A 22960-nucleotide genomic window follows, 5' to 3' on the forward strand; every position below is an offset into this window, starting at 1 on the left:
CCGCAGCACCGAACATACCCCCAACCCCCTACTTATCCCACGTCCCCGGACACCCCCGGCACCCCTCCATATTGGCATCCTGAAAATTCCCATAATGCTGCCGCGCCCCGCGCAAATCGGCGCGTTCCAGATTGCTCTCGCCAAACTTGGCCTCCTGCAGATTGGCATCACTCAGATTGGCCCCTTGCAGATCCGCCTTGCTCAACCAGGCCATCTCCAGATCCGCCGCTTGCAGGTTGGCCTGGTGCAGTTTGGCCCCGGACAGGCGGGCAAATTGCAGGTAGGCCGCGCTGAGGTCGGCTTTTTCGAATTGCGCGCCCTGGGCAAACAGACCCCAGCCCTGGATCGCCATCAGCTTGGCGTCGGTAAAGTCCGCCAGCCGCAAGTTGCTCTGTTGCAGGCTGGCGCGGGTCAGGTTGGCGCCTTGCAGGCGGGCCTTTTCCAGGTTGGCCAGGTCCAGTTGGGCGTGGCGCAGGTCGGCGCCGGAGAGGTCGGCGCCGGCCAGGTTCATCTTGCGCAGGTCCTGGTTGGCGAGGTTAGCGCCACGCAGGTTGGCGCCGGGGCATTGGCTGGATTCGGCGATCAGGCAGCCGTTGACGGTCAGCGGTACATCGTTGCCGTCGTCGTCGACATTCATGGCCAAGGCGGGGGAGAGGCTCAGCAGCAGGGCCAGGGGCAGGTAGTTCATGGTGCGGTTCTCCAGGCTGGAGTGAAGGCGGGTGTGGCGAGGGAGCGGGCTCCCTCGCCACAGACAAGGCGGGGATGATCAGCGTTGGGCGGTCTTGTTATCCCAGCTCGGGATCTTGAACACCCAGAACGAGCCGCCTTGGGCCACCGGCTTGGTCAGTTCGGCCATGTCGCCGCCCCACAGCGGCACCGCGCCGCCGTAGCCCACGGTCACGCCGATGTACTGCTCGCCATCCTGTTCCCAGGTGATGGGCGGCGAGACGATGCCGCTGCCGGTCTGGAATTTCCACAGCTCCTTGCCGGTCTTGGCGTCGAAGGCCTTGAAGAAGCCGTCGCCGGTGCCGGTGAACACCAGGTTGCCCTTGGTCGCCAGGACCCCGGCCCACAGCGGCAGGTGTTCCTTGTGCTCCCAGACCAGCTTGCCGGTGGTCGGGTCCATGGCGCGCAGGGTGCCGACGTGGTCGTCGTACATGCGCTTGATACGGAAGCCCATCCCCAGGTACGCCGAGCCTTTCTTGTAGTTCACTTCCTCGGTCCAGTACTCCTCCTTCCACTGGTTGCCGGGGATGTAGAACAGCCCGGTGTCCTGGCTGTAGGCCATGGGGTTCCAGTTCTTGCCACCCAGGAACGGCGGCGAGACTTCTACCGGCTTGCCCTTGGTTTCACCTGGTAGCGGCTTGGCCGGACGCTGGCCTGGGTTTTCCACCGGGCGCCCGGTCTTGAGGTCGATGTGGCTGGCCCAGGTGATGTTGTCGACGAAGGGGAAGGCGTTCTGCAGTTTGCCGTTGTTGCGGTCCACCACGTAGAAGAAACCGTTGCGGTCGGCGTGGCCGGTGGCCTTGACCACCTTGCCGTCCTTGCCCTTGTAGTCGAACAGCACCAGTTCGTTGTTGCCGGAGAAGTCCCAGGCGTCGTTCGGCGTGTGCTGGTAGAACCATTTCACTTCGCCGGTGCTCGGGTCGACGCCGACCTGGCCCGAGGTGTACAGGCTGTCGTAGTCGTGGGGGTTGCCGTCTTTGGCGGTGCGCGCCCAGGTGTTCCACGGCCCGGGGTTGCCGGCGCCGACGATGATGGTGTTGGTTTCGGCATCGAAGCTGGCGCTCTGCCAAGGGGCGCCGCCGCCGTGGCTCCAGGCTTCGACCTTGCCGGTTTCGGTGGTCTTGTCGTCGGGCCAGGACGGCGCCTTGACGTCGCCGGTGGGGGTGCTGTCCTTGCCGTTCAGGCGGCCCATGTGGCCTTCGACGAAGGGCCGCATCCACACCTCTTCGCCGGTCTCCGGGTCGCGGGCGAACAGCTGGCCGACCACGCCGAATTCATCGCCCGAGCTGCCGTGGATCAGCAGCACCTTGCCGCTGGTCTTGTCCTTGATCAGCACCGGGGCGCCGGTCATGGTGTAGCCCGCGCTGTGGTCGCCGAACTTCTTGTTCCACACCACCTTGCCGGTGTTCTTGTCCAGGGCGATGACCCGGGCGTCGAGGGTGCCGAAGTAGATCTTGTCGCCGTAGATCGCCGCACCGCGGTTGACCACGTCGCAGCACGGGCGAATGTTGTCCGGCAGGCGGTGGTTGTAAGTCCACAGGCGCTTGCCGGTCTTGGCGTCCAGGGCAAATACCCGTGAGTAGGAGCCGGTGACGTAGACCACGCCGTCGCGGACGATGGCCTGGGATTCCTGGCCGCGCTGCTTCTCGTCGCCGAAGGAGTAGGACCAGGCCGGGGTCAGCTTGAACACGTTCTTGTCGTTGACCTGGGCCAGGGGGCTCCAGCGCTGGGCGTTGGTACCCATGCCGTACTGCAGCACGTCCTGGGTGGTCAGGTGGTCGTTGGCGATGTCTTCCCAGGTCACGTTCTTGCCGGCAGGTGCCGCCGGGGCGGTGGCCGCTGTGGCCGCCGCGCCCAGGGACAGGCTGCCGGCCAGCAGCAGGGCCTGGACGGCAAGGCTCAGGGGGGAAAGGGCGGGGAGCGATCTTATTGTCATGGTTGCAGTTCCCAGTGGAGGTTTTGGCCTGACTAGGGTCCGCCCCGGGACGGGTGTTGAGATACGGAAAAAGTCCCGCCCTTGCCGGGAATAGTTCCCGGGCGGCACCTGATTTAGGCCCGCGCCACAAGCCCTACTACCAAGGGAGTAGGGCGCGGCCACCAAAGCAGCATACGGCCGCCCGCCGGCTGTTCCTAAGATGGCGCCATGGCCTCTGTATTGAGGTCTTGCGTGCAATCTTGAGGGCATAACAATGACAACAAAACGCAACGCCTTGCTCGCGGTAGGGCTGCTGACCGGTGCCTTGGCCACCGGTGCCGTATGGGCCCATGGCAACGTGGTGCCCCAGGCGGTGGAAACCCAGGGCCTGACGCCGATCAAGGATGCCGGTGTGAGCGTCGATGGCGACGGCTGGGCTTCGGTCAACCCGTACCGCACCTCGCCCGAGCACGACAAGGCAGTGGAAATCGGCGCCTCGGCCTACAACCAGAACTGCGCCGCCTGCCATGGCCTGGAAGCCAAGTCCGGCGGTATCGCCCCGGACCTGCGCATGCTCGACGCCGGCGAAGCCGGGGATGAATGGTTCGTCGAGCGGGTGCGCCACGGCGCGGTGCGCGATGGCCGGGTGTACATGCCGAAGATGGCCGATTACCTGAGCCAGGAAGCCCTGTGGGCGGTGCGCACCTATCTGGACAGCGTGCGCGTCGAGGAGTGATCGCCATGGGCCGCTTCGCCCTGTTCCTGGTTGGCCTGCTGCTGTGTTGCGCCACGGCCCAGGCCGAGGTGCGCAACTACGACACGATGATCGCCTCCGGTGAACTGAAGGTGGCGGTGTACCAGGATTTTGCCCCCTACAGCTTCGAGGACCAGGGCCAGCCCCGAGGCGTCGACGTGGAGCTGGCGCAAGCCCTGGCCGAGGCCCTGGGGGTGCGCCTGCAACTGATCTGGGCGCCCCCCGGGGAGAAGCTCGACGACGATTTGCGGGACTACATCTGGCGCGGCAGCCCGCTGCGCCACCAGCAGTTGGCCGACCTGATGATGCGCGTGCCCTACGACCACGACTACGCGCAAAAACGCAACGAACTGGGGGAGCTGGCCAACGATCACGTGGTGATGTTCGGCCCCTATCAGGAGGAGCGCTGGCAGGTGGCATTCGACCGCCGCCGGCTGGATGCGGTGGCCAGTGTCGCGGTGTTCCAGGAGCACCCCATTGGTGTCGAGGTGGACAGCGTGCCGTCGTTCTACCTGACCTCGGTGTTCAACGGCATGCTCAGTGCCAAGACCCACCATTACCCCAGCGTGCAACAGGCGTTCGGCGCCTTGCGGGCCGGGCAGGTGGACGCGGTGATGGCCATGCGCGGCGAGATCGACTGGCAGCTGCATCAGGCCGCTGATCCGCAGTTGGCCCTGGCGGAAAACGCCTACCCGAACATGGGCAAGCAGGTGTGGGAGATCGGCATGGCGGTGCATGAAAGCAACCGCCAGCTGGCCTATGCCGTGGAAGAGGCCCTGGAAGGGCTGATCCGCGACGGTCGCCTGCAGGCGCTGTACGCCCGTTATGGCCTGCGTTACGAGGTCCCAGAGATGTATCAATAGGAGCTGCGATGAACTGGCGAGCGACCTGTCTGCTGGCGTGCTGGCTGCCCTTGGCGACCCCGGCGCTGGCCGCCGATCCGCAGGCCCCGGACCCGGTGCCCTCGGTGATGTGGGCCTTCTACCACAAGCAATTGCTGGGGGGCGCGGCGTTCGTCTTCGATGACCGGGTCAAGCTGCTGGCGCCGCCCTTTGCCGAGGATGCGCGGCAGGTGCCCCTGGAAATCGACGCTCGGGCCTTTGGCGGCGAGGTGGTGCGCATCCTTGCCTGGGCCGAGCTCAACCCCTTGCCGCGCATCGTCGATTTCGAACCGGGGGAGCGGGTGCTGCCCTGGCTGTCGATCCGCATCCGTATCGAGCAGGCCACGCCGCTGCGCGCCGCGGTGCTGACCCGCGATGGCCTGTGGCACGTGGGCTCGACCCTGATCGATGCCGCGGGCGGCGGCTGTACCGCCCCCAGCGTGGTGCGCACCCAGCCCGGCTGGGAGGAGCACATCGGCGAGGTGCTGGGCGGGCGCTATCCCCGTGGGGATGCCAGCCGCCTGCGCTTGCAAGTGTCCCACCCGATGGACAACGGCCTGGTCAGCGGCGTCCCCGAGTTCTTTCTCAACCACGCCGAATTGCGCGACCAGAACGACCAGCGCCTGGCCAGCCTCGAACTGTTCCCGGCGGTCAGCGAAAACCCCAACCTGGCGTTCGATATCCAGGGGCCGGGGCAGACCCGCTTGCTGTTGCGCGACAACAGCGGCAACCAGTTCGAGGCCAGGCTGCCCTGACCGCATCCTTTGACCCACCCGAGCCGAGGCGCGCCATGCGTTGGATCCTGCTGTTGCTGCTGTGCCTGGGCCTGCCGGCCCGGGCCGACCTGGACTATCCACTCAAGCCCCGGCAGATCGCCGCGGGCACCTGGCTGCTGGAAGGCAGCACCGACAACTTCGCCAAGGCCAATGGCGGCAACATCGTCAACACCGGCTTCATCGTCACCGACAGCGGGGTGGTGGTGATCGACAGCGGGCCGTCGAAACGCTACGGCGAAGCCTTGCGCCGGGCGATTGCCGCCACCACCGACAAGCCGGTGATCCAGTTGCTGCTGACCCACCATCACCCCGACCATGTGCTGGGCAATCAGGCTTTTGGCGACGTGCCCATCGGCGCCCTGGCCGGCACCAGCGACCTGCTGCGCCAGCAGGGCGAGGCCATGGCCGAGAACATGTACCGCATGGTCGGCGACTGGATGCGCGGCACCGAGGTGGTGCTGCCGACCCAGGTGCTTGAGCCCGGGGTGCTTGAGGTGGGCGGGCATCGCTTGCGCTTGCTGGGCCTGAGTGGGCACACCGGCGCTGATCTGGCGATTCTCGACGAGAACACCGGGGTGCTGTTTGCCGGTGACCTGGTGTTCTACGAGCGCGCGCTGACCACCCCCAACAGCCCGGGGCTCGGGGCCTGGCTCAAGGACCTGGACACCTTGCAGGCCTTGCCGTGGAAACTGATCGTGCCAGGTCATGGCCCGGTGGCCAGCGATACGGCGCCCTTTGCCCAGATGCGTGACTACCTGGGCTGGCTGGACGGGTTGATGCGCGACGGCGCCGCCCAGGGCGACGACATGGCGGAGATGATCCGCCGCCCGATCCCCGAGCGTTTTGCCGGCATCAGCCTGACCCGCTATGAGCTGATCCGCAGCGTCAGCCACCTGTACCCGCGCTACGAGCGCCAGCGCCTGCAGCGTATCGACGGTCTGTAGGCGCCGGCTTGCCGGCGAAGGCGATCTTGTGGGCCTCTTCGCTGGCAAGCCAGCTCCTACGGTAGGCAGGGATAGCGCGTGGGGTTTTGTAGGGGGCGGCGGCCGCTCCTGTACCAAGGAACTAGAAAACTCCGCACTGCGGGCAATTGTTGGCAGGCAGGCCGGGACCAAGAATTCCCGGCAGACCGGGAAAATTTCCCGGGAACAACAATAACCGCCGAGGTAGCCGTCATGACCCAACCCCCACGTCGTCCCTTTTTCGCCGTGAGCCTGGTGCTCAGCGCCATGCTGCTGTCCAGCGCGGCCCTGGCCGCCGTCACCGATGAAGAGATCCTCCAGGACCCGAAGAACCCTGAGCAGATCGTCACCAACGGCCTGGGCGTCCAGGGCCAGCGCTACAGCCCGCTGGATATCCTCAACGTCGATAACGTCAAGGAGCTGCGGCCGGTCTGGGCCTTCTCCTTCGGCGGCGAGAAGCAGCGCGGCCAGCAGGCCCAGCCGCTGATCAAGGACGGGGTGATGTACATGACCGGTTCCTACTCGCGGGTGTTCGCGGTGGACGCGCGCACCGGCAAGAAGCTCTGGCAGTACGACGCGCGCCTGCCGGACGACATCCGCCCTTGCTGCGACGTGATCAACCGCGGCGTGGCGCTGTACGGCGACCTGGTGTTCTTCGGCACCCTGGACGCCAAGCTGGTGGCCCTGAACAAGGACACCGGCAAGGTGGTGTGGAGCAAGAAGGTCGCCGACCACAAAGAGGGTTATTCCATCAGCGCGGCGCCGATGATGGTCAACGGCAAGCTGATCACCGGGGTGGCCGGCGGCGAGTTCGGCGTGGTCGGCAAGATCCAGGCCTACGACCCGAAAAACGGCGAGCTGCTGTGGATGCGCCCCACCGTGGAAGGCCACATGGGCTACGTGTACAAGGACGGCAAGGCCATCGAGAACGGCATTTCCGGTGGCGAGGCGGGCAAGACCTGGCCGGGTGACCTGTGGAAGACCGGTGGCGCGGCGCCGTGGCTTGGCGGCTACTACGACCCGGAAACCAACCTGCTGCTGTTCGGCACCGGCAACCCGGCGCCGTGGAACTCCCACCTGCGCCCTGGCGACAACCTGTATTCCTCGTCGCGCCTGGCCCTGAACCCGGACGACGGCACCATCAAGTGGCACTTCCAGAGCACCCCCCACGACGGCTGGGACTTCGACGGCGTCAACGAGCTGATCTCCTTCAACTACAAGGAAGGCGGCAAGGAGATCAAGGCCGCCGCCACCGCCGACCGCAACGGCTTCTTCTACGTGCTCGATCGCACCAACGGCAAATTCATCCGCGGCTTCCCCTTTGTCGACAAGATCACCTGGGCCACCGGCCTGGATAAGAACGGCCGGCCGATCTACAACGAGGCCAGCCGCCCTGGCGCCCCGGGTAGCGAAGCCAAGGGCAGCTCGGTGTTCGTCGCTCCGGCCTTCCTCGGCGCCAAGAACTGGATGCCCATGGCCTACAACCGCGACACCGGGCTGTTCTATGTGCCGTCCAACGAATGGGGCATGGACATCTGGAACGAAGGCATCGCCTACAAGAAGGGCGCGGCGTTCCTCGGCGCGGGCTTCACCATCAAGCCGCTGAACGAGGATTACATCGGCGTGCTGCGGGCCATCGACCCCATCAGCGGCAAGGAAGTCTGGCGCCACAAGAACTTCGCGCCGCTGTGGGGCGGGGTGCTGACCACCAAGGGTAACCTGGTGTTCACCGGCACGCCTGAGGGCTTCCTCCAGGCGTTCAACGCCAAGACCGGCGAGAAGGTCTGGGAATTCCAGACCGGCTCCGGGGTCCTGGGCTCGCCCGTGACCTGGGAAATGGACGGCGAGCAGTACGTCTCGGTGCTGTCCGGCTGGGGCGGTGCGGTGCCGCTGTGGGGCGGCGAAGTGGCCAAGCGGGTCAAGGACTTCAACCAGGGCGGCATGCTCTGGACCTTCAAACTGCCCAAGGAGCTGGTGAGCAAACGCTGATCGTAGGCGCCAGCTTGCCGGCGAAGGCGCCCGCACGACCGCCTTCGCCGGCAAGCCGGCTCCTACAAAACCCTCGCGATATCCCTGCCGACCATAGGAGCCAGCTTGCTGGCGAAGAGGCCCGCAAGAGCGCCTTCATCGGCAAGCCGGCTCCCGCACAGGGCAATCAACCTACGACCAAATGACGAGAGCCCCCCCTGCCAACGATGCATTCGTCCGGCACGCGGGGCTCTCTACCATCGGTCCATCGCCTGTCGTCGGACAGGCCTCGACCAGCAGAGGCTCAGCATGATCTACGCACAACCCGGAACCCCAGGCGCCGTCGTGTCCTTCAAGCCACGCTACGGCAATTTCATCGGTGGCCAGTTCGTGCCGCCGGTGGACGGCCAGTACTTCAGCAACACCTCGCCGGTCAACGGTGAGGTGATCGCCGAATTCCCGCGCTCCACTGCCGCGGACATCGACAAGGCCCTGGACGCCGCCCATGCCGCCGCCGATGCCTGGGGCAAGACCAGCGCCCAGGACCGTTCGCTGGTGCTGCTGAAGATTGCCGACCGCATCGAGCAGAACCTGGAGATCCTCGCGGTCAGCGAAACCTGGGACAACGGCAAGGCCGTGCGCGAAACCCTCAACGCCGACGTGCCCCTGGCCGCCGATCATTTCCGCTACTTCGCCGGTTGCATCCGTGCCCAGGAAGGCGGCGCCGCAGAGATCAACGAACTGACCACCGCCTACCATTTCCACGAACCCCTGGGCGTGGTCGGGCAGATCATCCCGTGGAACTTCCCGCTGCTGATGGCTGCCTGGAAACTCGCCCCGGCCCTGGCCGCCGGCAACTGCGTGGTGCTCAAGCCCGCCGAGCAGACCCCGCTGTCGATCATGGTCTTCGCCGAGCTGATCGCCGACCTGCTGCCGGCCGGGGTGCTGAACATCGTCCAGGGCTTTGGCCGCGAAGCCGGCGAGGCCCTGGCCACCAGCAAGCGCATCGCCAAGATCGCCTTCACCGGCTCGACCCCGGTGGGCTCGCACATCATGAAATGCGCCGCCGAGAACATCATTCCGTCCACCGTCGAACTGGGCGGCAAGTCGCCGAACATCTTCTTCGAAGACATCATGCAGGCCGAACCCAAGTTCATCGAAAAGGCCGCCGAAGGCCTGGTGCTGGCGTTCTTCAACCAGGGGGAAGTCTGCACCTGCCCATCCCGGGCCCTGGTCCAGGAGTCGATCTACGAGCCGTTCATGGCCGAGGTGATGAAGAAGATCGTCAAGATCAAGCGCGGCAACCCGCTGGACACCGAGACCATGGTCGGCGCCCAGGCGTCGCAGCAGCAGTACGAGAAGATCCTCTCCTACCTGCAGATCGCCCAGGAGGAGGGCGCCGAGCTGCTCACCGGTGGCGCCGCCGAGCTGTTGGAAGGTGACCTGGCCAGCGGCTATTACATCCAGCCGACCCTGCTCAAGGGCCACAACAAGATGCGCGTGTTCCAGGAAGAGATCTTCGGCCCGGTGGTGGGCGTGACCACCTTCAAGGACGAAGCCGAGGCCCTGGCGATCGCCAACGACAGCGAGTTCGGCCTGGGCGCCGGGCTGTGGACCCGCGACATCAACCGCGCCTACCGCATGGGGCGGGCGATCAAGGCCGGCCGCGTGTGGACCAACTGCTACCACCTGTACCCGGCCCACGCCGCGTTCGGTGGCTACAAGAAATCCGGGGTGGGCCGCGAGACCCACAAGATGATGCTCGACCACTACCAGCAGACCAAGAACCTGCTGGTGAGCTACGACATCAATCCCCTGGGCTTTTTCTAAGGGCAACAACAGGCGCGGGGGTTGGGTGCCACCGCGCTTGTGCGGGACGGACACGGGGAGGGCTCATGGGTGGGCACCTCCCCGTGTGCGTTGTGGGCGCAGCACCGCCAACCCTGTAGGAGCCAGCTTGCTGGCGAAGAGGCCCGCAAGACCACCCCCATTTCCCCCTACCAACGCACCCCGCCGGTTCGTCCCAAAGTAGCATTCGGCCCCCGCGCTCCCCGTGCATTAATGCCGCTACCGGAATCCCCCGGCACAACAAGAGGCTTGACCCCATGTGGCATAAACCCGCGTACACCGACCTGCGTATCGGCTTTGAAGTGACCATGTACTTCGCCAACCGCTGAGCCGTCCCGCTCCGGCCGGTACTGGTGTCGGCCGGAGCCTTTTGCCCTTCAGGAGCACGTCATGCATATCCGCATTCTCGGTTCCGCGGCGGGGGGCGGTTTTCCCCAGTGGAACTGCAACTGCCGTAACTGTGCCGGCGTGCGCAACGGCACGCTGCGGGCCCGGCGCCGCACCCAGTCGTCCATCGCCCTGAGCGACCAGGGCAGCGAGTGGATCCTGTGCAACGCCTCCCCGGACATTCGCCAGCAGTTGGAGTCCTTTGCGGTGCTGCAACCGGCTCGACAGCTTCGGGACACCGCCCTGGCCGGGGTGATCCTGCTGGACAGCCAGATTGACCATTGCACCGGCCTGCTCAGCCTGCGCGAAGGCTGCCCGCATCAGGTCTGGTGCACCGAGATGGTCCACCAGGACCTGTGCAGCGGCTTCCCCCTGTTCAACATGCTCAGCCACTGGAACGGCGGCTTGCAGTGGCAGCCCATCCACCTCGATGGCCGGGAATTCAGCCTGCCGGCCTGCCCGGACATCGCGCTGCGGGCGATTGCCCTGCGCAGCAGCGCGCCGCCGTATTCGCCCCATCGCGGCAACCCGCACCCGGGGGACAATATCGGCCTGTTCATCGAGGACCGGCGCAGCGGCGCCAGCCTGTTCTATGCCCCGGGTCTGGGGCAGGTGGATGAGGCCCTGCTGGCGTGGATGGAGCGCGCCGACTGCCTGCTGGTGGATGGCACCTTGTGGCGCGACGACGAGATGCGCCTGTGTGAAGTGGGCGACAAGCTGGGCAGCGAAATGGGCCATCTGGCGCAAAGCGGCCCCGGCGGCATGCTTGAGGTGCTGGAGCGCTTTCCTCGGGCGCGCAAGGTGCTGATCCACATCAACAACACCAACCCGATCCTCGACGAGGACTCCCCCGAGCGCGCCGAACTGACCCGCCGCGGCATCGAAGTGGCGCATGACGGCATGGACATCCATCTCTGACGCCACCCGGTCCCTGTAGCCGCTGCCGAGCCCGCGAGGCTGCGCAAAGGCCCGCAGGGCCTTGCCTGACCATCTCCCGCCAAACCCGCAGCGACCTCAAGAGCGCCGCGGCCCTTCGTGCCGTTCGCAGCCTGCGGCAGCGGCTACACCAACCTCGGATCGACACTGGCCCTGTAGCCGCTGCTGAGCCCTGGCGAAGCTGCGAAAAGGCCCGCAGGGCCTTGCCTGGCGATCACCCGCCAAACCCGCAGCGGCCTCAAGAACGCTGCGGCCCTTCGTGCCGTTCGCAGCCTGCGGCAGCGGCTACACCAACCTCGGATCGGCACTGGCCCTGTAGCCGCTGCTGAGCCCTGGCGAAGCTGCGAAAAGGCCCGCAGGGCCTTGCCTGACCATCTCCCACCGAACCCGCAGCGGCCTCAAGCACGCTGCGGCCCTTCGTGCCGTTCGCAGCCTGCGGCAGCGGCTACATGGCCTGTAGCCGCTGCCGAGGCTGCGAAGTCCGCCGATGGTCGGATTGCTTTCAGCAACGGATGCTTTAGGCTGGCGTTCTTCTCCAGAACAATAAGAAAACAGGCTTCCCCCATGGGCCAGAATCTCAGTCTGCTGCGCAAGTTCGTCTCTCCGGAAATCATCTTTGGCGCCGGTTGCCGGCACAACGTCGGCAACTATGCGAAGACCTTCGGTGCGCGCAAGGTGCTGGTGGTCACCGACCCCGGGGTGATCGCCGCCGGCTGGGTCGCCGATGTCGAGGCCAGCCTGCTGGCCCAGGGCGTCGAGTACTGCCTGTACAGCGCGGTGTCGCCCAACCCGCGGGTGGAGGAGGTGATGCACGGCGCGCAGATCTACCGGGAAAACGCCTGCGATGTGATCGTCGCGGTCGGTGGCGGCAGCCCCATGGATTGCGGCAAGGGCATCGGCATCGTCGCCGCCCACGGGCGCAGCATCCTCGAGTTCGAGGGGGTGGACACCATCCGCATGCCCAGCCCCCCGCTGATCATGATCCCGACTACCGCGGGCACCTCGGCGGATGTCTCGCAGTTCGTGATCATCTCCAACCAGCAGGAGCGGATGAAGTTCTCCATCGTCAGCAAGGCGGTGGTCCCTGATGTGTCGCTGATCGACCCGGAAACCACCCAGGGCATGGACCCCTTCCTTTCCGCCTGCACCGGCATCGACGCCCTGGTGCATGCCATCGAGGCGTTCGTTTCCACCGGCCACGGGCCGCTGACCGATCCCCACGCCCTGGAAGCCATGCGCCTGATCAACGGCAACCTGGTGCAGATGATCGCCAACCCCGCGGATATCGCCCTGCGCGAGAAGATCATGCTCGGCAGCATGCAGGCCGGGCTGGCGTTCTCCAACGCCATCCTCGGCGCGGTGCATGCCATGTCCCACAGCCTGGGGGGCTTTCTCGACCTGCCTCACGGGCTGTGCAACGCGGTGCTGGTGGAGCATGTGGTGGCCTTCAACTACAGCGCGGCGCCGGAGCGCTTCAAGGTGATTGCCGAGACTTTCGGTATCGACTGCCGCGGGCTCAACCAGCGACAGATCTGCGGGCGCCTGGTGGAGCACCTGATCGCCCTCAAGCGCTCTATCGGCTTCCACGAGACCCTGGGCCTGCATGGGGTCAGCAGCAGCGATATTCCGTTCCTCTCGCAGCACGCAATGGGCGACCCATGCATCCTCACCAACCCTCGTGAATCCAGCCAGCGTGATGTCGAGGTGGTCTATGGCGAGGCCCTCTGACGAACAGCAACGAGCCCTGGCCGGGCTCTTGGGCCTGGGCAACCACTCGGCGCGCAAGAGCCATTACCCGGAACTGGCGGCGCGCCTGGAAGACCTGGAAACCGAGCGCAACCGCTACAAGTGGCTGTTCGAGAACGCGGTGCACGGCATCTTCCAGGCCAGCCTGCAGGCCGGCATGCGTGCCGCCAACCCGGCCCTGGCGCGCATGCTGGGGTATCAGGACCCCCAGGAAGTGCTGTTTTCCCTGGCCGACCTGGCGGGCAACCTGTTCGTGGGCGGCGCCGGGGAACTGGCGGCCATCGGCGAGCAGTTGCAGAACCAGCGCAGCCTGCTGGGTTACGAAACCCAGCTGCGGCGCAAGGACGGCAGCAGCATCGATGTGCTGATGAACCTGTTGCTCAAGCCCGACCAGGACGGGCTGGTGGAAGGGTTCGTCGCCGACATCACCGAGCGCAAGCTGGCCCAGCAGCACCTGGAACAGCTCAACGACCAGCTGGAGCAGCGGGTGGCGGCGCGCACCGATGAGTTGCTGGACGCCAACCGCAACCTGCAGCAGCAGATCGCCCGGCGCGAGCGCATCGAGCGCGACCTGCGCGAGGCCCGGGACGCCGCCGAGGCGGCCAACCGCAGCAAGGACAAGTACCTGGCCGCCGCCAGCCACGACCTGCTGCAACCTCTGAATGCCGCACGCCTGCTGATTTCCACCCTGCGCGAGCGCAGCCTGCCGGCCCCGGAGCAACTGCTGGTGGAACGCACCCACCAGGCCCTGGAAGGCGCCGAGGACCTGCTCACCGACCTGCTGGATATTTCCAGGCTCGATCAGGCGGCGGTGAAGCCGGACCTGGCCACCTACCGCCTGGATGAAATGCTCGCGCCCCTGGTCTCCGAGTTCCAGTCGGTGGCCGAGGCGGCGGGGCTGGGGCTGCGGGTGCGCTTCGGTGACTTTGCCCTGTTCACCGACTTGCGGCTGATGACGCGGATCCTGCGCAACTTCCTCAGCAATGCCTGCCGCTACACCGAGCGCGGCAGTATCCTGCTGGCGGCGCGCCGTCGCGGCGACCAGTTACGGCTGGAGGTGTGGGACACCGGGCGCGGCATTGCCGCCGACCGCCTGGAGTCGATTTTCCTTGAATTCAACCAGCTGGATGTAGGCCGCGCCGCCGACCGCAAAGGGGTGGGCCTGGGGCTGGCGATTGTCGAGCGCATCGCCAAGATCCTCGGCTATCGGGTGCAGGTAGCGTCGCGGCCGGGGCACGGTTCGCGGTTCAGCATCGAGGTGCCACTGGCGGCCCGGGTGCCCTTGCCCTTGAGCCAGCAGGCACCGCAGCCGGGCACCGGCAACCCGCTGCCGGGGCGGCGCCTGCTGGTGCTGGACAACGAGTTGAGCATTCTTGAAAGCATGGCCGCGCTGCTCGGCCAGTGGGGCTGCGAGGTGCTGACCGCCACCGATCAGGCCGCGGCCATGGAGGTGTTGCAGGGCCGGGCGCCGGAGTTGATCCTGGCCGACTTCCACCTGGATCACGGGGTCACCGGCTGCCAGGTGGTCAGGCGCTTGCGCGAGCATTTCCAACAACCGCTGCCGGCGGTGATCATCACCGCCGACCGCAGCGACCAGTGCCGCCGCGCCTTGCAGCAACTGGGCGCGCCGCTGCTCAACAAACCGGTGAAGCCGGGCAAGTTGCGGGCCGTGCTCAGCCAGTTGTTGGGCTAGCGGTGGCAAGGGGTTGCGGCTAAATCGATGCGCCGGCGCGGGGCTCAGATGATGCCCAGCATCCACAGTAAGCCCAGGTAGACCGCCGCACAGCCCAGGGGCCAGACCACCAGCAGGCGGGTCTGGCTGAAGAACGACGGCGCTTTGCCCACCAGGGTCGAGTCTTCCAGCTGTTGCAGGGTCTTGGCGGGGACGCCTTCCTCCACCGGGGCCTGGAGCTGGGCCTCGATCAGCGGCTCGACTTCTTCGACCTTGCGTATCATCCCCCGGCCCGTGGCGAACAGCGCCGCGCCGACGAAGATCAGCAAGTAGATCACCAGGAATTTCCAGTGGGAGGAGTAGCTCAGGTCGAGGAAGCTGGGCGTCGGGCTGTTGTCCCAGAACCAGTTCAGCGGCTGGGTGTTGGCATTGACCTGGTACACGAAATACTTGATCGGGCGGTTGATGGTCGAGGCCATGGTGGTGTAGCTGTCCAGGCGCCAGTAGAGCATTTTCAGGGTCGAGAAAAAGGTCGAGATCAAGGCACCGGTAAACAACAGTGCGCCTGCGGCGATGTACAGCCGGTACTGCAATTGGGCCCTGGTGTAGGTCATGGGTGCTTCCTGCAATGAACAAACGGGCCGCAATACTATATTCCGTGGCCGCTGGGCGATAGGGGCGCGCCCTGGTTCATCGGTTGCCGCGCTGCAGGTTTGCGCTGGTGCCATGGGCGACACGGGTTATCCTTGAGCCCCCTTCAGGTCGGACGAGTCAGCCCATGCTGGAAGTACAAGGAGTGTTCAAGAGCTATGCCACCCCCCAGGGGCCGCTGGCGGTGCTGCAGGGTGTCGATTTGCACCTGGGGCAGGGCAGCAGCCTGGCGCTGATGGGCGAATCCGGCAGCGGCAAGAGCACCTTGCTGCACCTGGTGGCCGGGCTGGACAGGGTGGATGCCGGCAGCATTCGCATCGGCGTCCAGCGCCTGGAGCGCATGAGCGAAAGCCAGTTGGCCAACTGGCGCCGCACCGAAGTCGGCCTGGTGTTCCAGCAGTTCAACCTGATCGGCAGCTTGCGGGTCGAGGACAACCTGGGCTTCCAGGCGCGCCTGGCCGGGCGCTTCGATCCGCGCTGGCAGGCGCAGTTGGTGGAGCGCCTGGGCCTGGGGGACTTGCTGCGCCGCTACCCCGAACAGTTGTCCGGCGGCCAGCAGCAGCGGGTCGCTTTGGGCCGGGCCCTGGCGTCGAGGCCCGGGCTGTTGCTGGCCGATGAGCCCACCGGCAGCCTCGATGAAACCACCAGTGACCAGGTGCTGGATTTGCTGCTGGAATTGCTGGCCGACAGCCCCACCAGTTTGCTGATGGTGACCCACAGCCAGCGCGTGGCCAGCCGTTTGCAACACACCGTGGTCCTGCAGCGTGGCCGCCTGGCCGCAGCGGGCGGGGCCTGAGATGCGGGTGCTGCGTGGCACCTTGCAGGCGCTGTTGAGCCACTGGCGCCAGCACCCGGTGCAGTTCTTCAGTGTGCTCACCGGTTTGTGGCTGGCCACCAGCCTGCTGACCGGGGTCCTGGCCCTCAACAGCCAGGCCCGGGACAGCTATGCCAGGGCCAGCCAGTTGATTGGCGGTGAACCCCAGGCCAGCCTGGGCACGGCCACTGGCGCAAGCTTTGCCCAGCAATGGTTCGTCGACCTGCGCCGGGCCGGCTGGCCGGTGTCACCGGTGCTGCAAGGGCGGGTGCAGTTGCAGGGCTTCGAGGCGCTGCGCCTGCAACTGATGGGCATCGAGCCTTTGTCCTTGCCCGCCGGTTCCGCAGTGGCCGGCAAGCCACTGGCGATGCAGCAGGTGGTGGAATTCTTCAGCCCGCCGGGGCGTACCTGGGTTGCCCCAGAGACCCTGGCCAGCCTCGGCTACCGCGAGGGCCAGCAGCCCCGTGCCAGCAATGGCCGGCTGCTGCCGCCGTTGCAGGTGCAGGCGGACATGGCCCCGGGGCTACTGCTGATGGACATCGGCTTTGCCCAGCAGGTACTCGACCAGCCGGGGCAACTGAGCCGCCTGCTGCTGCCCCGGGACTTTGCCGCCCGCGCGCCGCCCTTGCCGGCCGAGCTGGCGGGGCAACTGGTGCTGCATTCGGGCGAATCGGAAAACACCCTGGCGCGCCTGACCGAGAGCTTTCACCTGAACCTGGATGCCTTGGGTTTCCTGTCCTTCGTGGTCGGGCTGTTCATCGTGCATGCCGCCATCGGCCTGGCCCTGGAGCAGCGTCGTGGCCTGCTGCGGACCTTGCGCGCCTGCGGGGTCAGTGCGCGGCTGCTGATCTTCAGTCTGATTCTGGAACTGGGGGCCCTGGCGCTGCTGGGTGGAGTGGCGGGGGTCATCAGCGGCTACCTGCTGGCCGGGCTGCTGCTGCCGGACGTGGCTGCCAGCCTGCGCGGCTTGTACGGCGCCGAGGTGGCGGGGCAGTTGAGCCTCAGCCCTGGGTGGTGGCTCAGCGGTATCGGCCTGAGCCTGCTGGGCGCCTTGCTGGCCGGCGCCGCCAGCCTGCTGCGGGCGGCGCGCCTGCCGCTGCTGGCCCTGGCCAACCCCCAGGCCTGGCATCAGGCCCATGCCCGCTGGCTGCGCCGCCAGGGTGCGGTGGCCGTAGTGGCGCTGCTGCTGGCCCTGGCGGCGTGGCAGTGGGGCGACAGCCTGGCCAGCGGCTTTGTGCTGATGGCGGCCTTGCTGCTAGCGGCGGCCCTGGGCCTGCCGGTGCTGCTCGATGCCTTGCTCGGGACCTTGCTCGGGCGCCGGCGTGGGGTGCTGGGGCAGTGGTTTCTTGCCGATTGCCGCCAGCAACTGCCGGCCCTGAGCCTGGCCCTGATGGCGCTGTTGCTGGCGCTGGCGGCGAATATCGGCGCCGGCAGCATGACGGCAGGGTTTCGCGAAACCTTCAACGACTGGCTGGAGCAACGCCTGAGCGCCGAGTTGTATGTCAATCCGCAGAGCCCGGAGCAGGCCCGGCAGTTGCTGGACTGGTTGCCGCAACAGGCCCAGGTGGCCGCGGTGCTGCCCAGCTGGCAGGTGGCGTTGCAGGTGCAGGGTTGGCCGGCGGACCTGTATGGGGTGATCGACCATCCCAGCTACCGCCAGCACTGGCCGCTCCTGGAAAGCGACGGCGCCGAGCCCTGGGCACAACTGGCGAGCCAGGACACCCTGATGCTCAGTGAACAGCTGGCCCGACGCCTGAAGGTGCGCCCCGGCGACCGCCTGAGCCTGCCGGTGCCCGCCGGGCAGTGGGCGCCCCGGGTGGTGGGGATCTACGCCGACTATGGCAACCCCAAGGGCCACCTGCTGGTGAATGCCGGGCACTTGCTGGCGCATTGGCCAGCGCTGACGCCGAGCCGTTTCAACCTGCGCCTGGCGCCGGGAGCGATGCCTGGGCTGGTCGGCGCCTTGCAACAGCGGTTCGCCCTGGACGACAGCCGGATCATCGATCAGGCCCGGCTCAAGGGCTGGTCGCAGCAGGTCTTCGAACGCACCTTCGCCGCCACCGCCGCCCTCAACAGCCTGACCCTGGGGGTGTCCGGGGTGGCGCTGTTCATCAGCCTGCTGACCCAGAGCCAGAGCCGGCTGGGCCAGTTGGCGCCGCTCTGGGCCCTGGGGGTGGGGCGGCGTCAACTGATGCTGCTGAACCTCGGGCAGACCTGGCTGCTGGCTTTGCTCACCCTGGTCCTGGCGCTGCCGCTGGGCATCCTCCTGGCCTGGTGCCTGGACAGCGTGATCAATGTCCAGGCCTTTGGTTGGCGCCTGCCGTTGCGGGTGTTCCCCGGGCAGCTTCTGCAACTTCTGGGCCTGGCCATGCTGGCGACTCTGTTGGCATCGGCCTGGCCGCTGCTGCGTTTGTACCGCGCGCAACCGGCGGATCTGCTGAGGACTTTTGCCCATGAAGACTGATGTGTTGGGCCGGGCCCTGGCGGGGTTGCTGCTGGCGCTGCTGGCCGGTTGTGAACAGCCCGCCGAGCCGCCCCAGGGTTTCGCCGGCCTGGGCAGCGAGGCCGCGGCCTTCACCCCGGTGCTGCCGGGGCGCAGTTTCAGCTTTCCTGCCGACCACGGTGCCCATGACGGGTTTCGCATCGAGTGGTGGTACCTCACGGCAGACCTGAGCGACGCCCAGGGCCGCCACTTCGGCGTGCAGTGGACGCTGTTTCGCAGTGCCCTGCGGGCCGCTCCCGAACAGCCGGGCTGGGGCGCGCCGCTGGTGTGGCTGGGCCATGCAGCGGCCACGTCGGCCCAGAGCCACCACGCCGCCGAGCGGTATGCCCGGGGTGGCGTCGGCCAGGCCGGGGTGATCGCGCAGCCGTTCCAGGCCTGGATCGACGACTGGCAACTGAGCACCCTGAACAGCGCCGGCGACCCCCTGGCGCGGATGCAGGTGCAGGCCGCGGGGCCGGGGTTCGCCTATCGCCTGCAACTTTCCAGCAGCCGGCCGCTGGTGCTGCAGGGCGAGGGCGGCTACAGCCGCAAGTCCGACCAGGGGCAGGCCTCCTACTACTACAGCCAGCCGTTCTTCCAGGCCGCGGGGGAGTTGCAGATCGATGGCCAGCGCTATCAGGTCAGCGGCCCGGCCTGGCTCGACCGGGAATGGAGCAGCCAGCCCCTGGGCGCGGACCAGAGCGGCTGGGACTGGTTCTCTCTGCACCTGGACAGCGGCGAGCGGCTGATGCTGTTCCGGGTCCGCGAGCGGGACAAGGCGCCCTATATCACCGGCACCTGGATCAGCACCGATGGCCACACCCAGAGCCTGGGCAAGGAGCAGATCCAGTTGCTGCCGCTGGCCCAGTCCAGGGTCCAGGGCCGCAGCCTGCCCACCACCTGGCAACTGAAGATCCCCGCCAAGGGCCTGGATATCACCACCCGGGCCCTGAACCCCCAGGCCTGGATGAACCTGAGCATTCCCTACTGGGAAGGGCCGCTGCAATTCGCTGGCAGCCACAGTGGCAGCGGCTACCTGGAGATGACCGGTTATTGAGGGCGCCGCGACGCTTGCACCCATCCCCCCGGTGAAAGCTGGCAGGGCGTCTATGCTCAAGGGCCTGACTGAAAGTCAGTGTGTTTCTCAACCACAAGGAATGTTCATGATGAAAACCCTCAATACCCTGGCCCGCGCCATCGCCCTGGCCACTGTGCTGGGCACCGCCAGCCTTGCCGCACACGCCGCCGATATCCCGCTGTCCGGGGCCATCGAGGCCGACCAGGTGGTGACCAAGGTCCTGTCGGTGGACGCTGCCAAGCACCAGGTGGTGCTCGAAGGCGCCGGGGGCAAGCCGGTGCATGTGCAATTGAGCGATCAGGCCAAGGACCTGGGCCACCTCAAGGTCGGCGATCAGGTCAAGGTCACGGTCACCCACTCGGTGGTGGCGGTGCTCGACACCGACGTTGAAAAGGGCAAGCCCGATTCCAGCGAAGCCAGCGGCGTGGTCCGCGCTACCGCAGACAACCCCAACCCCGGCGGCGCGGCCTATCGCCAGGTGCAGGTGCAGTTGAAGATCACCGCCATCGACTTGAAGAAAAACCAGCTGACCTTCGAAGGCCCGGCGGGCAACAAGAAAGTGGTGAGCGTGGAGAAACCCGAAGTCCAGCAGCGCCTCAAGGACCTCAAGGTGGGCCAGAGCGTGCTGGTGACCTACACCGACATCCTGCAGGTCAGCACTGCCCACGAAGGCTGAGGGGGCAGGACTGAGCGGGGGAGGCAATGGGCAATCGGGTTAACTGCACTGTGCAGTTTTATTCAGAATCTGCCCACGGACTTTCCCCGCCAGTTGCACTAGAATGCCAACCGTTCGCCCGGTGCAAGGGCTCTTTACCGGTGCAAGGATTGCCAAGGCCAGAGCACTGGGCGAACACCTTTCCCTGTCGCGTCCTGCGACTTTCCCGCTTTACATCACCCTGAATCGACCCTGGCTGGATGCTCCGGCGCGAGCCTGCCGTGCTCCCTCTACAGTGCCACCGGACTCAAGCTGACCTGGCGTGCAAGCAGGCTGACGAAGCCGCCTGGCTGCGCGTGGCCACCCTGCAGCGACAGCAGGACGATGTTCGGACCTATGGCCAGCGCCGCGACAGCCTCGTCTTCCCGGGGCAGCAACTGCCCGGTGACCCGCAGCCCCGCCTGTTCCCGGCTGATGCGTGGCCTGTCCTGGGTCGCGGCCCACAGGTTGTGATCCCAGACAAAATCGTCCTCCAGGCTCAACTCCACCTCATGCACCTGGCCCGTCTGTGGCGGCGTGCCCAGCCATTGGCCCCGGCCTTCGCCGAACGCACTGCTGAAATTGACCCACAGGCTATGGTCGGCTTCTACATGGAGGGTGTTGAGGGTGATACGCATGGCCAATCCTTTCCTTGGTACTGCGGGTTCAAGAGGCGTTCAGCCGGCTTTCCGGGGGGGCGGCCGGCCTGGATGGCAAGCGGCCACTGCGCTTGTTATTGCACACTGCGCGGGCCTTCAACAGAATGCGCGATTGCCCGACCGGGACAGGTCGAGGGCGGTGAATGATAGCGGAGATCCTGGATTGATCTGGTTAAAACGTTTGCTCATGTCGGTGGGCGTACTGGCGCTGGTATTGCTGGCGGTGGTCGTGTTCAAGAACGGCTTCTCCACGACGCCGGCCCATGTATTGGCCGAGCACCCTGATGCGCGGTGGCAGGGGGGGGCCGATGGTGGGCATTACATTGAGATCACCCGCTCCGAGCCGCCTTATTTCTTTGTGCAGGTGCGTCATGAAAGTGGCGACTTGTGGGATGAGGGCTGGCTCAAGTACGAGGACGGCGACGCCAGCGTCCTGACCACCGACAAGGTGCTGGCCTTCGACGGTGACGGAGTGATTTACCTGCAGCAACGCAAGGTATTGGCGCCACTGCGCTCCGCGGCCCATTGATGGCACCCAGCCTTAAGGTTGGGCAGCCCCATCCCCTGTGGCCCCCAGCCCATAGGCATCCCACAACTTGTTGCGGAACTTGTTCTGCGGATCGACCCGGGCCTTCAGCGCCAGGAACTCCCCGGCCCGTGGATAGGCCGCGCGAAACTGCTGGGCCGTGGCGTGGATCTGGTACGGCAGGTAGTAGCTGCCGCCGCGCTCGATGGCGCTGTCCACCAGGGCGCGGGTCCATACGCCGACTTTTTCCCGTTCCTCTGGCGCGGTGCTCTGCTGGTAGTACAGCACCAGGGCGAAGACCTCGGTCTTGGCCCAGGCCAGCAGGGTGCCGGGGTCGGCCTTGGCGTGGCGGATCGACAGGTTGATCACGTTGACCTTGTGCGCCCGCAGGGTCGCGCCCATCTCCTGGACGAAGCTTTCCAGCTGGTCGGGGGGCACGAAGTATTCCTGCAGCACGTAGGTGCGCTTGGCCCGGGAGTCGGGTTCCAGTTCACGCACATCGAGGCTGGCTTCGTGGTTGCGCCAGGACACTTGCGGTTTTTTCAGCACCAGGGGGTCGATCACTTCCTGGCGCAGGGTCTTGCCGCCGGGCCACTGGCTCACCACTTTCAGGGCCTTCTGTTCTTTCCAGTAGTTCTGGTCCAGGGGCGTGAGGCGTTCCTTGACCGTGACCGGCAGGTCGGTCTGGCTGTAGGAAACCGCGCGCAGGGTCTGGTACTGGTCGGGGTAGAGCACGGCGTTGTGCAGGATGACCTTGGGGTTGTTCTGGATCCGGGCCTGGAAGTAGGGGCGGTAGTCCCCCAGGGGCATCTCGTCGACGCTACGCAGCAGGCGCACGTTGTCGCTCAGTTGCAGGGTGGCTTGGACGATCACCCCCAGGCCGCCGTAGCCGCCGATGGCGCCGTAGAACAGGTCGCGGTTGTGCTGCGGGCTGGCGTCCACCACTTGGCCGTCGGCCAGCACCAGCTTGATGGATTTCACCGAGCTCACCAGCGGGCCGTAGCCGATGTAGCGGCCATGGGCGTTGACGCTCAGGGCGCCGCCGACGGTGAAGTTGGCGTAGCTCTGCATGATGCTCACGGACAGGTCGTGGGGGTCGATGTAGTCCTGCACGGCGCGCCAGGTGATGCCCGGCTGCACGGTGATTTCCTTGCGTTCCTTGGAGAAGTCGAGCACCCGGTTGAAGCCGCGCATGTCGATCTGCAAGGCCTGTTCGGTGGCGGTCTGGCCGCCCATGCTGTAGCGCCCGCCGCCAATGGCGATAGGGCCGGGGTGCCCGGCCACCAGCTGGACGATCTGCTCCAGGCGGGTGGGGCGTACCACCTGGTCCACCACTATGGGGTTGAGCTGGGTGATGTCGTTGACGGTTTCTGCGGCGTGGGTGGTGAGTGCGCCGCCGAGTGCCGCACATAAAAACAGGCCGATCGCGAATCTCATTCGCTGTGTCCATCCCTGGTGGTGGCGCGCCGCTGATGGGGGCGCAAG

The 22960-nt window shown here is 66.4% G+C and carries 20 protein-coding genes; 15 read left to right on the plus strand and 5 right to left on the minus strand.

Annotation, left to right across the window (positions count from 1 at the left end; all coding sequences use genetic code 11):
- Positions 1-28: 28 nt before the first annotated feature.
- A complete protein-coding gene (locus A9971_RS14230) occupies positions 29-688 on the minus strand; it encodes a pentapeptide repeat-containing protein (RefSeq protein WP_183000094.1) in 660 nt (219 codons plus the stop codon).
- A 78-nt stretch (positions 689-766) separates the two neighbouring features.
- On the minus strand, positions 767-2662 hold the full coding sequence (gene exaA / locus A9971_RS14235; RefSeq protein WP_183000095.1) for a quinoprotein ethanol dehydrogenase: 1896 nt from the start codon (positions 2660-2662) through the stop codon (positions 767-769).
- Between the two features lie 253 nt (positions 2663-2915).
- On the opposite strand from exaA, the gene pedF reads away from it, so the two are divergent.
- The 10 genes from pedF to A9971_RS14285 all read left to right on the plus strand — a co-directional run bounded on the left by pedF (position 2916) and on the right by A9971_RS14285 (position 14592).
- Complete coding sequence (gene pedF, locus A9971_RS14240; RefSeq protein WP_183000096.1) at positions 2916-3377, plus strand: cytochrome c-550 PedF; 462 nt, start codon at positions 2916-2918, stop codon at positions 3375-3377.
- 5 nt (positions 3378-3382) lie between these two features.
- Positions 3383-4258: an ABC transporter substrate-binding protein gene (locus tag A9971_RS14245; RefSeq protein ID WP_183000097.1), complete on the plus strand. Its 876-nt coding sequence runs from the start codon at positions 3383-3385 to the stop codon at positions 4256-4258.
- A gap of 8 nt (positions 4259-4266) precedes the next feature.
- Positions 4267-5031, plus strand: coding sequence for a quinoprotein dehydrogenase-associated SoxYZ-like carrier (locus tag A9971_RS14250; protein ID WP_183000098.1), 765 nt, complete (start codon positions 4267-4269; stop codon positions 5029-5031).
- Positions 5032-5066: 35 nt separating this feature from the next.
- The gene (locus A9971_RS14255; protein WP_053157526.1) at positions 5067-5996 is read left to right on the plus strand and encodes a quinoprotein relay system zinc metallohydrolase 1; all 930 of its coding nucleotides are present in this window, start codon (positions 5067-5069) and stop codon (positions 5994-5996) included.
- A gap of 231 nt (positions 5997-6227) precedes the next feature.
- Complete coding sequence (gene pedH / locus A9971_RS14260) at positions 6228-8003, plus strand: PQQ-dependent alcohol dehydrogenase PedH (protein WP_183000099.1); 1776 nt, start codon at positions 6228-6230, stop codon at positions 8001-8003.
- A 288-nt stretch (positions 8004-8291) separates the two neighbouring features.
- Complete coding sequence (locus A9971_RS14265; RefSeq protein WP_015635021.1) at positions 8292-9812, plus strand: aldehyde dehydrogenase family protein; 1521 nt, start codon at positions 8292-8294, stop codon at positions 9810-9812.
- A 275-nt stretch (positions 9813-10087) separates the two neighbouring features.
- Positions 10088-10159, plus strand: coding sequence for a pyrroloquinoline quinone precursor peptide PqqA (gene pqqA / locus A9971_RS14270; protein WP_011060521.1), 72 nt, complete (start codon positions 10088-10090; stop codon positions 10157-10159).
- A 61-nt stretch (positions 10160-10220) separates the two neighbouring features.
- Positions 10221-11135, plus strand: a complete 915-nt coding sequence (pqqB, locus tag A9971_RS14275) for a pyrroloquinoline quinone biosynthesis protein PqqB (RefSeq protein WP_183000100.1) — start codon at positions 10221-10223, stop codon at positions 11133-11135.
- Positions 11136-11717: 582 nt separating this feature from the next.
- Positions 11718-12881: an alcohol dehydrogenase-like regulatory protein ErcA gene (ercA, locus tag A9971_RS14280; RefSeq protein WP_041117232.1), complete on the plus strand. Its 1164-nt coding sequence runs from the start codon at positions 11718-11720 to the stop codon at positions 12879-12881.
- Positions 12865-14592, plus strand: coding sequence for a NahK/ErcS family hybrid sensor histidine kinase/response regulator (locus A9971_RS14285; RefSeq protein ID WP_183000101.1), 1728 nt, complete (start codon positions 12865-12867; stop codon positions 14590-14592). Before ercA ends, A9971_RS14285 begins: the two co-directional genes overlap by 17 nt.
- A 44-nt stretch (positions 14593-14636) precedes the next feature.
- Here the strand turns inward: A9971_RS14285 and A9971_RS14290 are convergent, their stop codons facing one another.
- A complete protein-coding gene (locus A9971_RS14290) occupies positions 14637-15185 on the minus strand; it encodes a YniB family protein (protein WP_041117234.1) in 549 nt (182 codons plus the stop codon).
- 164 nt (positions 15186-15349) lie between these two features.
- On the opposite strand from A9971_RS14290, the gene A9971_RS14295 reads away from it, so the two are divergent.
- The 4 genes from A9971_RS14295 to A9971_RS14310 all read left to right on the plus strand — a co-directional run bounded on the left by A9971_RS14295 (position 15350) and on the right by A9971_RS14310 (position 20272).
- Complete coding sequence (locus A9971_RS14295) at positions 15350-16018, plus strand: ABC transporter ATP-binding protein (RefSeq protein WP_125063907.1); 669 nt, start codon at positions 15350-15352, stop codon at positions 16016-16018.
- 1 nt (position 16019) lies between these two features.
- Positions 16020-18500 (plus strand): FtsX-like permease family protein, encoded by a 2481-nt coding sequence (locus tag A9971_RS14300; RefSeq protein WP_183000102.1) that lies wholly within the window; start codon positions 16020-16022, stop codon positions 18498-18500.
- A complete protein-coding gene (locus tag A9971_RS14305) occupies positions 18490-19575 on the plus strand; it encodes a lipocalin-like domain-containing protein (protein WP_011060528.1) in 1086 nt (361 codons plus the stop codon). The genes A9971_RS14300 and A9971_RS14305 overlap by 11 nt, the downstream gene beginning before the upstream one ends.
- Before the next feature lie 109 nt (positions 19576-19684).
- Entirely contained in the window at positions 19685-20272 is a 588-nt protein-coding gene (locus A9971_RS14310; protein ID WP_026020035.1) for a hypothetical protein, read from the plus strand.
- Positions 20273-20541: 269 nt separating this feature from the next.
- Here the strand turns inward: A9971_RS14310 and A9971_RS14315 are convergent, their stop codons facing one another.
- Positions 20542-20928, minus strand: a complete 387-nt coding sequence (locus A9971_RS14315) for a hypothetical protein (protein WP_053150494.1) — start codon at positions 20926-20928, stop codon at positions 20542-20544.
- A gap of 184 nt (positions 20929-21112) precedes the next feature.
- Between A9971_RS14315 and A9971_RS14320 the strand changes: the two genes are divergently transcribed.
- Complete coding sequence (locus A9971_RS14320) at positions 21113-21478, plus strand: hypothetical protein (RefSeq protein ID WP_183000103.1); 366 nt, start codon at positions 21113-21115, stop codon at positions 21476-21478.
- 12 nt (positions 21479-21490) lie between these two features.
- Here the strand turns inward: A9971_RS14320 and A9971_RS14325 are convergent, their stop codons facing one another.
- On the minus strand, positions 21491-22912 hold the full coding sequence (locus A9971_RS14325; protein ID WP_019093660.1) for an FAD-binding oxidoreductase: 1422 nt from the start codon (positions 22910-22912) through the stop codon (positions 21491-21493).
- Between the last annotated feature and the right edge of the window lie 48 nt (positions 22913-22960).

This window comes from Pseudomonas sp. UME65 (assembly GCF_014170225.1).
In the GTDB taxonomy this organism is placed as follows: Bacteria; Pseudomonadota; Gammaproteobacteria; order Pseudomonadales; family Pseudomonadaceae; genus Aquipseudomonas; species Aquipseudomonas protegens.